Origin of the sequence: Pseudocolwellia antarctica (genome assembly GCF_049933045.1) — a bacterium.
Classification (GTDB): Bacteria; Pseudomonadota; Gammaproteobacteria; order Enterobacterales; family Alteromonadaceae; genus Pseudocolwellia.
The window spans coordinates 2988222-3002051 of the sequence record NZ_CP187926.1; the positions used below are offsets into that span (position 1 = coordinate 2988222).

The 13830-nt window shown below is 34.6% G+C and carries 12 protein-coding genes; 6 read left to right on the forward strand and 6 right to left on the reverse strand.

Annotated features, from left to right (window positions below; all coding sequences use genetic code 11):
• Window positions 1-150: 150 nt before the first annotated feature.
• Complete coding sequence (gene ffh, locus ACPUVN_RS12905; protein WP_426359918.1) at window positions 151-1542, reverse strand: signal recognition particle protein; 1392 nt, start codon at window positions 1540-1542, stop codon at window positions 151-153.
• A 567-nt stretch (window positions 1543-2109) separates the two neighbouring features.
• On the opposite strand from ffh, the gene ACPUVN_RS12910 reads away from it, so the two are divergent.
• The gene (locus ACPUVN_RS12910) at window positions 2110-2910 is read left to right on the forward strand and encodes a cytochrome C assembly family protein (RefSeq protein ID WP_426359917.1); all 801 of its coding nucleotides are present in this window, start codon (window positions 2110-2112) and stop codon (window positions 2908-2910) included.
• Window positions 2911-3002: 92 nt separating this feature from the next.
• The gene (locus ACPUVN_RS12915; RefSeq protein WP_426359916.1) at window positions 3003-4289 is read left to right on the forward strand and encodes an HlyC/CorC family transporter; all 1287 of its coding nucleotides are present in this window, start codon (window positions 3003-3005) and stop codon (window positions 4287-4289) included.
• A 623-nt stretch (window positions 4290-4912) separates the two neighbouring features.
• Here ACPUVN_RS12915 and ACPUVN_RS12920 read toward each other — a convergent pair.
• The 3 genes from ACPUVN_RS12920 to ACPUVN_RS12930 all read right to left on the reverse strand — a co-directional run bounded on the left by ACPUVN_RS12920 (window position 4913) and on the right by ACPUVN_RS12930 (window position 7319).
• Entirely contained in the window at window positions 4913-5668 is a 756-nt protein-coding gene (locus ACPUVN_RS12920; protein ID WP_426359915.1) for a hypothetical protein, read from the reverse strand.
• Window positions 5669-5846: 178 nt separating this feature from the next.
• Window positions 5847-6107, reverse strand: a complete 261-nt coding sequence (locus ACPUVN_RS12925; protein WP_426359914.1) for a hypothetical protein — start codon at window positions 6105-6107, stop codon at window positions 5847-5849.
• Between the two features lie 606 nt (window positions 6108-6713).
• Window positions 6714-7319, reverse strand: a complete 606-nt coding sequence (locus ACPUVN_RS12930; protein ID WP_426370569.1) for a hypothetical protein — start codon at window positions 7317-7319, stop codon at window positions 6714-6716.
• Between the two features lie 151 nt (window positions 7320-7470).
• On the opposite strand from ACPUVN_RS12930, the gene bluB reads away from it, so the two are divergent.
• Window positions 7471-8124, forward strand: coding sequence for a 5,6-dimethylbenzimidazole synthase (gene bluB, locus ACPUVN_RS12935; RefSeq protein ID WP_426359913.1), 654 nt, complete (start codon window positions 7471-7473; stop codon window positions 8122-8124).
• Window positions 8125-8259: 135 nt separating this feature from the next.
• Here bluB and gshA read toward each other — a convergent pair whose 3' ends face one another.
• Window positions 8260-9831, reverse strand: coding sequence for a glutamate--cysteine ligase (gshA, locus tag ACPUVN_RS12940; protein ID WP_426359912.1), 1572 nt, complete (start codon window positions 9829-9831; stop codon window positions 8260-8262).
• Between the two features lie 376 nt (window positions 9832-10207).
• Between gshA and ACPUVN_RS12945 the strand changes: the two genes are divergently transcribed.
• Both ACPUVN_RS12945 and ACPUVN_RS12950 read left to right on the forward strand, forming a co-directional pair.
• The gene (locus ACPUVN_RS12945) at window positions 10208-11569 is read left to right on the forward strand and encodes a Na+/H+ antiporter NhaC family protein (protein ID WP_426359911.1); all 1362 of its coding nucleotides are present in this window, start codon (window positions 10208-10210) and stop codon (window positions 11567-11569) included.
• A 50-nt stretch (window positions 11570-11619) separates the two neighbouring features.
• Window positions 11620-12372: a TIGR01621 family pseudouridine synthase gene (locus ACPUVN_RS12950; protein ID WP_426359910.1), complete on the forward strand. Its 753-nt coding sequence runs from the start codon at window positions 11620-11622 to the stop codon at window positions 12370-12372.
• A gap of 60 nt (window positions 12373-12432) precedes the next feature.
• Here the strand turns inward: ACPUVN_RS12950 and ACPUVN_RS12955 are convergent, their stop codons facing one another.
• Window positions 12433-13311 (reverse strand): LysR family transcriptional regulator, encoded by an 879-nt coding sequence (locus ACPUVN_RS12955; protein ID WP_426369222.1) that lies wholly within the window; start codon window positions 13309-13311, stop codon window positions 12433-12435.
• A gap of 155 nt (window positions 13312-13466) precedes the next feature.
• Here ACPUVN_RS12955 and trxA point away from each other — a divergent pair, with 155 nt between their 5' ends.
• Window positions 13467-13778, forward strand: a complete 312-nt coding sequence (trxA, locus tag ACPUVN_RS12960; RefSeq protein WP_426359908.1) for a thioredoxin — start codon at window positions 13467-13469, stop codon at window positions 13776-13778.
• Window positions 13779-13830: the final 52 nt, after the last annotated feature.

Below are 13830 nucleotides of genomic sequence, written 5' to 3' on the forward strand. Positions count from 1 at the left end.
ATGTTCTTAATCCAGAAAAATATTAACTATATACTAACAAATCAATGAGTTACTAAATTAACTAACCCGAAATAAGGTTAACTATATTAAATATTTAGAAAGCAAAAAGGTAGCTTTCGCTACCTTTTTTATATGAGTTCAGAACTGCAGTTATCTACCGCCGAACATTCCACCCATACCGCCGCCACCGCCACCTGGAGGCATCATACCTTTCATGCTACGCATCATTTTTTGCATACCACCTTTACCTGACATTTTTTTCATCATTTTTTGCATTTGAGTGAATTGTTTAAGTAATTTATTCACATCTTGGATCTGTGTACCTGAACCTAGCGCAATACGACGTTTACGAGAGCCTTTGATAATTTCAGGACGTTGGCGTTCACCAGGTGTCATTGAATTAATCATAGCCTCCATACGTATGGTGATCTTGTCATCCATTTGGCCTTTTACTTGCTCAGACATATTACCCATTCCAGGTAATTTATCCATCAAGCCCATCATGCCGCCCATATTTTGCATTTGCTTAAGTTGATCACGAAAATCTTCTAAATCAAAACCTTTACCCGACTTAACTTTATTCGCTAATCTCTCAGCTTGTTTTCTATCAACCTTTTGCTCTACTTCTTCAATAAGAGATAAAACATCGCCCATTCCTAATATACGTGAAGCAATACGATCAGGATGGAAAGGTTCTAAAGCATCGGTTTTTTCACCAACACCCATAAATTTGATTGGCTTACCCGTAATATGACGGATAGATAAAGCAGCACCACCGCGAGCATCGCCATCGGTTTTTGTTAAAATAACACCCGTTAATGGTAAAGCATCACCAAAAGCTTTCGCTGTATTTGCAGCATCTTGCCCTGTCATTGCATCAACAGTAAATAATGTTTCTACTGGGTTAATTGCCGCGTGAAGCTCTTGAATTTCCGCCATCATGTTTTCGTCAACATGTAAGCGACCTGCAGTATCCACAATAACTACATCAAAGAAGTTAAGTTTTGCATGAGCTATTGCAGCATTACCTATATCAATAGGTTTTTGAGAAATATCACTTGGGAAGAATTCTACGTTAATTTCAGCTGCTAACGTTTCTAGCTGTTTAATAGCCGCAGGACGGTAAACATCAGCACTTACTACAAGTACTTTTTTCTTTTCACGTTCTGTTAAAAACTTAGCTAACTTAGCTACAGATGTGGTTTTACCCGCACCTTGTAAACCCGCCATTAAAACAACAGCTGGAGGAACCGCTTTTAAGTCGAGTCCTTCGTTTACTTCACCCATAGCTTGTTCAAGTTCTGATTGAACAATTTTTACAAATACTTGACCAGGCGTTAGGCTTTTAGATACATCTTGCCCTACCGCTCGTTCTTTTACTTTATTAATGAATTCTTTAATAACAGGAAGTGCAACATCGGCTTCAAGTAATGCCATGCGAACTTCACGCAAGGTATCTTTAATGTTGTCGTCAGTTAAACGGCCACGACCACTGATATTTTTTAGTGATTTAGTTAATCGATCGGAAAGATTTTCAAACATGGAGAGCTCTATATATTACGAATATCACAAATTACTTTGTATTATACCCAAACCACTTAAAGATGCTAGTTTAGGTATGTCTTGATAGCGCATAAATCAAGCATAGATTGTTAGCCCACTACCTTGTATAAAAATAGCTAAATGTAGAAGAGTGAGTAGGTGAAGCTTAAAAACAATGAGTTATGAATTAAAAATGTAAAACTCTATGTTTTTCATTTCAATTTTATGAGAGATAAAGCACTAATTTATAATAAAGTTATTAAAATTAAACGCGTATTATTAACTCGGTCAACAAGAACAAAATACGCTCTAAGCAATTGATTTAATATTGATTTTCAGTACATGCATTGAATAAATAACGAAAATTAAAATCGAACATCATATTTTCAGATAAAGAATCACTTAATAAAGCTAAAGAATTAAAGCGCATAGAGCATTAATTTAACTGACTATTTAATGATTAGTTATGGCGTAGCAAAATCAATCTGATAGAATCGAAGCTTCTGGGTCTGTAGATCCTATTACCATGTATTTTATTTACGTTCTATATTAAGTGTGGAGCACTTTGTGAGTTTACCTGACATTCTATCTATAGTGGCATCTGCTAGTTATTTATTAGCTGCTTTTATCGCAATAACCACCCTCTTTACAGATAAAGGGCCCAATATTATTTTAGTATTGTGCTTAGGCTGTATTGCTATAGTTGCACATTCAATTAGTAGTACTCAGCTATTATTCCCTGATGAGACCATTAACTTTAGCTTGCCTAATGTTATTTCCTTGGTCAGCTTAATTATTTCTCTCACGGTGTCAGCAATCGCCATTAAATTTAAAGTTAACTTATTGTTACCTGTGGTTTATAGCTTTGCGTCGTTTTGGCAATTTATTCTATTTCTTATTCCAAGCGGCACTAAAAGCCAGATAGTTTCAGATAAACTCAGCATGGTTAGCCATATCAGTTTTTCATTAATTGCTTATTGTGTACTTGTTATTGCAACTTTATATGCCTTTCAAGTGTCTTATATTAACTACAAGCTGAAACATAAAAATATACAAGCCGTAAATCACTTGCCACCTTTAATGCAAGTTGAAGGTCAGCTATTTACATTACTGGCTATGGGAACTTTTTGTTTAATTTTGAGCTTGCTCATAGGGTTTGTTTTTTTAGAAAACTTTTTGTCTGTACAAAATGGACATAAAATAGTTTTATCTGTTGTAGCGCTTGTCGTCTACCTCACTATTTTATGGGGACATTTCAAACTAGGCTGGCGTGGTCATAAAGTGCTTATTTTAACTAACATCGCTACATTTTTATTAACATTAGCTTATTTTGGTAGCAGATTTGTGAAAGAGTTTATATTACAATAAGCACATATAATTGCGGGGCATTAAAACGAATACTTTAATAAAATGCATTCAAGTTAAGCTCCGTATTTTTTAATTTTTATAGGATCCACTTTTTGGATAACATATCAACGGAAACTCTTTTTCTCATATTAGGGTTTTTAATACTCTTTTCTGCTTATTTCTCTAGCTCAGAAACCAGCATGATGTCTTTAAATAGATATCGTCTTCGTCACTTAGAAAATCAAAAACATAAAGGAGCTAAGCGAGTTAGTAAGCTATTAGCGAAACCTGATAGATTAATAGGTTTAATTCTAATAGGTAATAACCTCGTAAACATTTTTGCATCCTTAATTGCAGGTATAATAGCCGAGAGGTTATATGGTGACGCTGGAATTTTTTATGCTGGTTTAGCACTAACCTTTGTTATATTGATTTTTGCAGAAGTGACTCCTAAAACTCTTGCGGCTTTATACCCTGAAAAAATAGCATTTCCGAGTTCTATATTTCTCAACCTATTACTAAAAATATTATTTCCATTTGTTATTGCAGTTAATTGGTTAACAAATGGGATATTAAAAATTATTGGGATCAGCTCAGAGCAAAGAGAGCAGCATAGTTTAAGCTCTGAAGAACTAAAAACAGTTGTAAGTGAATCAGGCGGCTTATTAGCAAAGCGTGACCAAAACATGCTTGTGAGTATTTTAGATTTAGAAAAAGTTACAGTTGAAGATATTATGATACCTCGCAGTGAGTTACAGGGTATCGATATAAACGACGACTGGAAAGTTATTCAAAAACGTTTAACGCAAGCTAATCATACTCGAGTGCTTTTATATCGCGACTCTATCGATGATGTGGTTGGCTATATTCACATGCGTGATGCACTCAAATTATTATCGAAAAATCAATTTACTAAAGCCACACTTGTGAGAGCTGTAAGGGAGTTATATTTTATTCCTGAAGGCACAACACTGAATGTACAATTATTGAAGTTTCAACACGCTAAAGAACGCTTAGGCTTAGTTGTAGATGAATATGGTGACATTCAAGGCTTAGTAACACTTGAAGATATACTTGAAGAAATTGTTGGTGATTTTACTACTACCATGACACCAGCAGCGAGCGAAGAAGTAACTCTACAGCCTGATGGCAGCTATCTTGTAGATGGTAGTGCCAATATAAGAGATATCAATAAAGAGATGTCTTGGAACTTTGCAAGTGACGGTCCTAAAACATTAAATGGTTTGATTATCGAGCATTTAGAAGATATTCCAGAGGCTAACTTAAGTGTCCGCATTTCTGGCTATCCAATTGAAATTATCGATGTAAGTGAAAACATGATCAAAACTGTTCGTATTTTACCTCAGTTTTATAATATTAAGTCCGACGAAGAAGAGTAGCTTTAAAGCTATTCTGTTTTCAGTTACTTCTCGCCTCATTATAAAAGACTAAAGCTTACGACTATTTATCGGTTAAACCTCGTTTGTATAAAACGTTTTAACAGATTTATTTAACTAACCTGAACTCGGTTTAAGATGTTTTTAATTCATAGAAATTATTACTAATAAAATTTAACTTATACTCTAGCTTGATAGTTTTTCTTTCTTCAAGGCAAATTTCGCGTCAATAGCTAGCCTATTGCAAGTAAATTTAACGATGAAGCAAGTAAAAGTAGCTGTTAGAGAAGAATATATTAAGCCGAGATCAGGTTAACTAATCTAAGCTTCTCTTCGATTACCTTTTTCCTCTATATACCTTGTATGTGACTTATTGTTTTTGATTTCTTTTATATGATGACGACAGAAAAAGTAACGACTTTATAAAAGTGGACAATTACATCAGTTGTGCCAGCCAATTTCATCATAAGTGCCCGTCATTATCATTCAACTCTGCCACCTAATAACATTTACAGTGACCACCAAATAACATTAGGTTTGCCAGTTATAAATATGATCACTTTGTGCGTAATCCTGACGTTATCTGCTGACTATTCCTTAGGTCAACTGTTAGCCATTAACGGACTCTACCATTCGTACAAATCCACCGCTGGCAGTATAAATATTTCCTCATCAGGTTCGCCCTCTTTAATATTGACAGCTTCTTTAACAGTAATTAAAAAATCGGATACATTCTTTTCTTCCCTAAGTGGGATACCTCGCACAGCACTGAAGAGTTTATCGGCATAACCAAATTTATTGTTTTTATACGAAGCAGGATTCCTAATCAATTCTTCGCTGACCCAATAATTGGTTACTGTTCCAGACTCTATTTTTGCCGTTACCCTTACAGTCTCAAACCCCAATAATTTCTTTGTTTCATTTGTCTTAATAACATCTTTAATCGCAAGCTCAGTGAATCCTTCAGGTTCAGCTATATCATTTAGTGAAAATTTCAGAATATCCGTTTTAAAGAAAGTGTATTCCTCATTCGTATCTGTAAAGTACCAAACCTTATCGACTAGTTCTGAATTGCCATATATATGGACCCAATCGCCGTTTGCGTTGTAGCAAATAGTGCGTTTATCACCATACGATTTTTTGTTCTCTGTTGCTGCAAACTGATCTAAGTCTCTACGTTCATTATCTTCTGTTGGCGCAACTACATACGAAACAGTGTATTCAACACAGCCAATAAAAACGTTTGCATCCTGTTGGACTCTTGGTTGTTTTAATATTTTTTCGGGCTGTATCTGACTATGCTGTAAGTTGTAAGTCTGTTTTGAAAAAGCACAATGTGGTGTTAAGAAAAGTAATAGAGTCAAAATCCTGTGTGTGTTCAACTACATTGTAATCCCTTTTATAGAAAATTTTATTTACGTCCACCTTAAAGACATTAACAGATATAATTTCACTATTTGTAGCTATCGGAAATTTTTGAACGTATATTCCTCGATCTATGAAGACATTATTCTTTTCAGGTTGTTAGGTCAACTCTAAGGGGAATTGTGCCATTGGCTGTCATTCATCATTACTTTGCTCATCTTTATTTCGAGGTAAAAAAGCAATTCCTATTATGAGAATACCAAACACTACTTTACTTACTGTTTCAAAAGTAAATAAAATTGGATATTCTTCTCTGCTAGTATCGGAACCTTTTGTCGTAGAAACGCCTGTAGACCAGTCTTTGTAAGCTAGTAGTAAATGTAATTCAGTGGTTCTTGTCAGGATTACTTTCCAAAAAGCCTCAAAATAATCATCTATAACAACGGAAACGATCATAAGATCCTAATACGCTTTACATAATAACTTAAGCTACTTGGTATAAGTTTCATCATACTTAATGAGTGAGAATTAACTTACGCTAAAGTTTACTTAGCCCTACTGTTTTTCTTACGGTTTACTCCACCTAAATAGCCTGCATTCTTTTGTACATTTTCTAGATTTTTATTCACTTGAGAGGAGTTAATTCATTTAGAGAGTCATAGTTAAGTGATTTATTTTAAAAGAAAAGCTTGTTTATTGTGGATAATACAAGTAATAGAACTTTTTAACCACAGACTTATCCACAGGTTGATTTATGTAATGGAATTCTCCACAATTTCTGTGGATAACAAATGCTAGCCCAATAGAATCATGCCCTCAAAATTTGCAAACGATTTTTTCAATTTTATGAAGTTTTTTTTACATTATTTTTTGTCATTTATTTGGCACACTTTTATCAATAATTGTTGTATAAAATTCGGTTTATGACTTATTTATGTGTAGAAAAAATAAAGCCAATATTATTGCAATATTGGCTTAGTTATTAAGGATCGTTTTGTGATCAACTTAAGACTTTATGTGAACATTATTTATTCATTAGCTATTTATTAGTGATTCACTAAATTAAGAGAATAATCGTGACCACCAACCTTTACCTAAAGAAGCTTCACATTTTTTTAATTGAGCACTATAACGTCGAGCACGGCTATCCACTTTTTTAGCAACTGCCATTAACCATTTCTTTTTATGATAGCTTTTACGCTTAAAGCCGCCCCAACCTTCGTGATAATTTAAGTATTGATTGTAAGCATCCCACTTCGAGGTTTTATTTATTTTTTGAGATTTATAAATAAACCAGCCCATAAAATCTATCGCATCATCAAAATCGTCTCTGTCTGCACCGCTGTTGTCTGTTTCTCTCATGTAATCTTTCCAGGTCATAGATTTAGCCTGAGAATATCCATAAGCTGAACTTACTCGTCCGATAGGAATAAATCCTAAGAAATAGTCCATAGGTGGCGTAGCATCCTGTTTAAAAGAGCTTTCTTGGTACATCATGCTCATAGGAACATGAATTGGCACACCCCACTTTTCTTTCGCGTCTTTAGCAGCAAAATACCAATCTGTGTTCTGTTCGAAAATACTACAAATATTTTCAGGATTCTTCGGAGGAAGCGTTGAACAAGAAACTAATAAAAACGATGTCAAAATAATGAGGATTTGTTTAATAGACAAATGAATAACCTTTAATAATGATGTTTAGCCTGTCAGATAAGCATAAACAATATAATCTCTTTATAATTATTATATTATACCTAACAATATATATTTCTTATGATTTTTTAATAGAATCATCAGCTAAAGCGAAAACTATAAAATCATGAGTAAAGAATTTAGTATAGATGAAAGCAACGTTTTAAACGAGATAATGCAATACCGTCGTGATGTTCGTGGTAATCGTTTTATTGATAAGCCTATTTCTAATGAGTTGATAGATAAAGTATTAACCTCTGCCCTCTCAGCCCCTTCTGTTGGATATTCACAGCCTTGGCGGTTTGTTTTAATTGACGATAAGCAAGTAAAACAAAAAGTGCTTGAGTCTTTCAATGAAGAAAATCAACAAGCTAAAACGTTATTCTCAGACAAAAAACAACAAGCTTACCAAGCGTTAAAGTTAGAAGGTATTGTGGAAGCGCCTCTTAATATTGCTGTTTTTTATAAACCTTCGCAAGAACCTACTTTAGGTCAAACAAGCATGGCTGAAGTGGGAAAATACAGCGTTGTGTGTGCCATTCAGAATATGTGGTTAATGGCGCGTTCTCTCAATATTGGTATGGGTTGGGTAAGTATTGTTGATCCTGAAAAAGTAAAGGCCGCCGTTAATGCACCTGAAGATAACGAGCTTATTGCTTATTTATGTTTAGGGTATGTTGATAAGTTTTTAGATGAACCTGAGTTAAAAATCAAAAATTGGCAGCAACAGAAAAATAAAGAAGAGTTAATATTTAGAAATAGCTTTGATCAGAACAGCTAAATAGTAGGTAAAGAACAGAGGTATTAAGCTAGTTTTTAATGCAGAGAGGTTTATACCCTAACTTTCTAGGCTTTGGTATTTTATGCTGTGATTTGCGCATTTATAAAGAATAAATGCGCAAACTTATTTTCAATACTAACGATTAAAGTAGTTCGTTAAAAAGTCGTCAAAACTTAATGTATCGCTATCTTCAATGTTCTTTTGATCGATATGCGATTGCTTCACGCTTTCAGTAAAGATTTCTTCATTAAAGATTTTATAATCTTGTGCTAATAAACCATCTTTATACGTCTGCGCCATAGATAAAGCAACTTGCGTTAAGCTCTTACTTTGATTCACTAATAAATCTAAAATTTTAGCTGAAGGTGTTAGTTCAGGGTTATTAATTTTTGCTAGCTCAGCAGACAATACTTCCTGATATTTTGTTGTGCTATTTGCTTTGTCTAATATTTTAGCAATAGGTAACATTTCTTCAAAAATGCTATTACCCCATTGTTTAACAGACTTAAGTTCACCTTTGTCTGCTAGACGTAATGCAGGATCGCGGCCTCTTAAAACAATCTCATCCATATTACTTTCATAAATGTTCTGTTCTGCACTATCAAGCGTGTCATGTTCAGTTAACGCACAGTAAGTTAAGAATATATCTAAAAAGTACACTTGATCTAAACTAACACCCGTGTCGACAAAAGGGTTTACATCTAAAGCTCTCACTTCAATGTACTCTACACCGCGACTTTTCAGAGCTTCCGTTGGCTTTTCACCAGGTTTAGCGACTCTTTTAGGTCGGATAGGTGCATATAGCTCATTTTCAATTTGTAAAACATTGGTATTTAGCTGTTGGTATTTACCATCGACTTTCACGCCAATTTTTTCGAACTCTTCAGATGCTAAATTAATAGCATGTTTAACACCTTCTACATAGGTATCTATATGGTTATAGCAAATATGTAATGACGACTGTTCATTATTGGTATAACCCAAATCGCTCATTCTTAAAGACGTTGCATGCTCTAAATATAAATACCCTTTAGGAGATTTTTTAAAAGGCAATTGATGCGGTTTGTTTTGTAGGAATGAGCTACAAATACTCGGTGAGCTACCGTATAAATATGGGATCAACCAACAAAAACGTTTGTAGTTTCTTAATACTGAGAAGTATCTAGCTGAAACAAATTCATCACGTGGCTGCTCATCTTTAAGTGTACTTTGTAGTACATCCCAAAAATTTTCAGGGAAAGAGAAGTTAAAATGAATACCAGAAATTACCTGCATCATGCTGCCGTAACGATTTTTTAAACCTTGGCGATAAACGGTTTTCATTCTGCCTACGTTTGATGATCCATATTGAGCTAAAGGAATTTTATTCGCATCATTAACAAAACAAGGCATGCTCATAGGCCATAAAAGTTCATCATCAATTTGGCTTAATGTAAACTTTTGAATATCTTGCAGTTGAGCAATAGTATCTTCAGGATTTCTGCTTACAGGCGTAATAAACTCTAACAGGGTTTCTGAATAATCTGTTGTTATATAAGGATTAGTAAGCGCTGAACCTATATTGTAAGCATGTGGCGTTTCAGCCAGCTTACCTTCAGCTAATACACGTAAGCCTTCACGTTCAATGCCTCTACCAAAACCTGTTAACGAAGAAATGTTCTCTTCTTTGTTAAAAACAGAAAGATACTCACTCAAAGATAATTTCAAAATAATTCCTATGCGTTTTACGCAGAAGTTAATCAATCTATTTATGGCTAAATAATGCTATTTCAATACTATAGGACAATTAAATAGTTAAATAAATTTCAGCTATAACTTAATAAAATGTAATGTAATGTAATGTACTATGGTACGACTACATTAGTTACCTGTTATTTAGTTGTGCATATTAACAAGCTATTTAATAATAGTTAGCTTTAATCATGAATAATTACAATTTACTTACGTCTAAGCACTAACTTTTGTATGATATTCACTCAAATCAATAATACTAAAGCGATCAATGGCTTAGTTTTCTTGGTATTATTTGCAATTTACTGTCTATACGGTAAAGTCACGTCAAAATCCCCAAGGTATATAGAAAATGCAAGACAGCGCACTTAGCTTACTTCCTCCATTAATCGCAATTATGATTGCTGTATGGAAACGAAATGCATTAACCGCTTTATTGTGTGGCTTATTTTTCACCTATTTTTTAGTTAATAATTTCAACCCGTTTACCAGTGCAACCGATAGTGCGTTAGGCATATTGAATGTGTTTAGCTCAACAGGTAATAGTTATATTGTTGCCTTCAGTTTATTAATTGGTGCTTTAGTTACCTTAATGAACCAGTCAGGTGCCGTTAACGGATTTATTGAAAGCCTTTCAAAGCTAAACCTAGTAAAAACTCAACGCCAAGCGGCTATGTTACCGACAATTATCGGCACCAGTATATTTACTGATACTAATTTAAGTATGTTTACTGGCGGTATGGCTAGCCAACAGCTTTTTGATAAACATAAGCTCAGTCGCGCTCGACTTGCCTACATACTTGACTCTACCTGTGCTCCAGTGAGTATCCTATTTTTAGTCAATGGCTGGGGAGCTTATGTTCTTGGCTTATTAGATGGTTATGACTTTACAGATCCTGTAGGTATTTTAATCGGTACAATCGGCTATAACTTTTACGCTATTGTTGCGTTAGTACTTGCCTACTACACTGCATTTACAGGTAAAGCCTATGGTCCATTAAAATTAGCTCAGCCAGTAGATCCTGCACAAATTAATGAAGAACTCGTTACGCAAAAAGCACCTGCAATCGTGATGTGGTTACCGTTACTACTTTTATTAACAACAACACTCGGTTTACTTTGGTTTAGTGGTGATGGAGATATTCGTCAAGGTTCTGGATCCTTTTCAGTATTTTGGGCAATCATTACAGCGCTAGTCTCTTTGATCCTATTTATAATCAGCTATAAACTCTTGTCGATTAAAGAAATTTTAAGCGGCATACTCGCAGGGACTAAAAAAATGTTACCTGCAGTGGGTGTATTAATTTTATCTTTTGCTTTTGGTAGCGCTATAAAGCTATTAGGTACTGGCTTGTATGTAAGTCAGCTGATTAATCATGAATTTCCGTTATTCTTGATGGCTCCTATCTTATTTATTGCAGCTGGTGTTATGGCTTTTGCTACTGGGACGTCATGGGGGACTTTCGCTATTTTGATCCCTATTGCTGTACCTATCGCACTGCATAGTGGTTTACCTGTTGAATTTATGGTTGCTGCCGTTTTAGGTGGTGGTGTATTTGGTGATCATGCTTCACCTATATCTGACACAACTATTGTCGCTTCCATAGCCAGTGGCTGCGACCATATCGAACACGTTAAAACTCAGCTTCCCTATACGTTATTTGGTGGAACCGTAACGATTGTGGCTTATATACTTATTGGGCTTAGCTACTAAAGTTACAGTGACTAGTTCAATATAATTATCTAAATCAGGCGATTAGTGTGATGAAAACAACATTCAAAATTATTGACGATCAGCCTGACTTTATTGTTGTTAACAAACCTGAAAACACCAACTTTCATGATGAAGGTGATATGGGTACAGGTTTTTTTAACACAGTAAAAGATCAATTAACTCAACAAAATTCAAAGGCTAAAACTCACGAGTTATACCCTGTTCATCGCCTAGACAAAATGACTTCTGGCTTACTCATCTTTGCTAAAAATAGTGAAACAGCTACGGCTTTTCAACAGCTATTTGAACAACACAATATTCAAAAATACTACCTTGCCCTAAGTGATAAAAAACCCAAAAAGAAACAAGGCTTAATTAAAGGCGATATGGCTAAAAGTCGTCGTAGTGCATGGAAGTTGCTTCGAACTCAAGAAAACCCAGCTATTAGCCAATTCATGTCGTACAGTATCGAAAACGGCATAAGACTTTATTTAGTTAAACCACATTCAGGAAAAACGCATCAAATACGTGTAGCTTTAAGCAGTATCGGCTCACCTATAATGGGTGATGCTTTGTATGGTGGAACATTGGGTAAAGCAGTGTCTAGTGAAAGTGCAGAGACTGAAAACTTAGCAATTGATAGAGGCTATCTACATGCCTACGCCCTACAATTTACTTTAAATGGCGTAGCTTACCAATACATTCAAGCGCCTGATTCTGGCACGCTTTTTCTCTCAAAATCGTTAATTCAACAATTAGATGTAATAGGTTCACCTTGGGATTTAGCTTGGCCTAAAGTTTAGTTTATCTAACATTAAACTTTTTAAACCTTTTAACCTTTTAAATAAACAAACCAATAAGCCTTAGCTCAAGCTACCGATATTTGATTGAAAGTATTCCAAGAACATCCTAGTTTTAAACGCAATACTCCTACTTTGATACAGTACGGTTAGCTGTAATGCTACGGGTTCATTCGATAACTTTAACCTTTTAACATTCAATAAATGCCCACCCGATTGACATAAGTAATCAGGCAGTTTAGCAATTCCTAGATGTTGTGAGGTTGCTTCTAATCGCATTTGTGGGCTTGATAAAATGACCTTTTCGTTCACTGAAATAAGCTGAATTTTATTATTTTCTCGAAATAACCACTGCTCATTATTGTTTGATGTAATGCATTTCTCTGTTTGTATATCTTCAGGCGTATGCAAATGCTCGGTAGAATAATCAACGCCAGCGTAGATAGATTGAGGAAAACTTAATAATTGCTTACCTACCCAGCTTGATGAGGGTAAATCTGTTTCGTGTAATACAAAAATCAAATCATAATAATAGTTTTCTTCAGGTAATTTTGAGCTGTAATGACTACAGTGCACCACAATATCAGGATATATTTTCGCAAAGTCAGTAATAATTTGACTGATCACTTGGCTGAAAAACTCACTCGGCAACAAAATATTTAGCCTACCTCGAGGAGAAGTGTTCAGTTCATGAATATCATTTTCAATACCACTTAAGGCTTCTAAATGAGGTTTACAAGAACGATATAATAACAAGCCACTTGCAGTAAGCTCTTGTTTTCTCGTGGTTCTTATCAATAATTGATAACCTAATTCACTTTCTAAATTAGCTAACCTACGGCTTAATTTAGATTTAGGCACATCCATTAATTTCGCAGCCTTAGTTAACGATCCTGCATCAATAATGGTAGAGAAGAAAATAAGATCATCTAAGTTAAGCATACGTTTGTCTCATATTTAGAACAATAAATCCTATTAAACCATCTATTCAACCAAATGAAAACCGCATAGAATAGCGACGAGTTGATTTAGACCAATTTGAATAAGAAATTGATCTACTTAGCATTACATACATTAAAAATTAAAGAGAAATAAATATGAGCAACGTAACAGTAATTAAAGCTGAAGATTTTGAACAAGAAGTAACTGCATATAAAGGCGCAGTATTAGTAGACTTTTTTGCTGAATGGTGTGGACCTTGTAAAATGATCGCTCCATTACTTGATCAAGTAGCTTCTGAAAACGATACGCTAAAAATTGTAAAAATTGACGCTGACCACGCACAAGAGTTAATGACTAAGTTTGGTATCCGTGGCATTCCTACATTATTATTATTTAAAGATGGTGAATTAACGGCAACTAAAGTTGGCGCATTATCTTTAACACAATTAAAAGAATTTGTTGCTTAATTAGCGCTTATTCAACCTACTTAGTGTAGGTAAAGATCAGAAAAGCCCGTAA

Bases quoted from the DNA above. Each gene is read 5' to 3' on its own strand.
- ffh (WP_426359918.1), bottom strand. From the start codon at position 1,542: ATGTTTGAAAATCTTTCCGATCGATTAACTAAATCACTAAAAAATATC.
- ACPUVN_RS12950 (WP_426359910.1), top strand. From the start codon at position 11,620: ATGAAAACAACATTCAAAATTATTGACGATCAGCCTGACTTTATTGTT.
- bluB (WP_426359913.1), top strand. From the start codon at position 7,471: ATGAGTAAAGAATTTAGTATAGATGAAAGCAACGTTTTAAACGAGATA.
- trxA (WP_426359908.1), top strand. From the start codon at position 13,467: ATGAGCAACGTAACAGTAATTAAAGCTGAAGATTTTGAACAAGAAGTA.
- ACPUVN_RS12955 (WP_426369222.1), bottom strand. From the start codon at position 13,311: ATGCTTAACTTAGATGATCTTATTTTCTTCTCTACCATTATTGATGCA.
- ACPUVN_RS12945 (WP_426359911.1), top strand. From the start codon at position 10,208: ATGCAAGACAGCGCACTTAGCTTACTTCCTCCATTAATCGCAATTATG.
- ACPUVN_RS12925 (WP_426359914.1), bottom strand. From the start codon at position 6,107: ATGATCGTTTCCGTTGTTATAGATGATTATTTTGAGGCTTTTTGGAAA.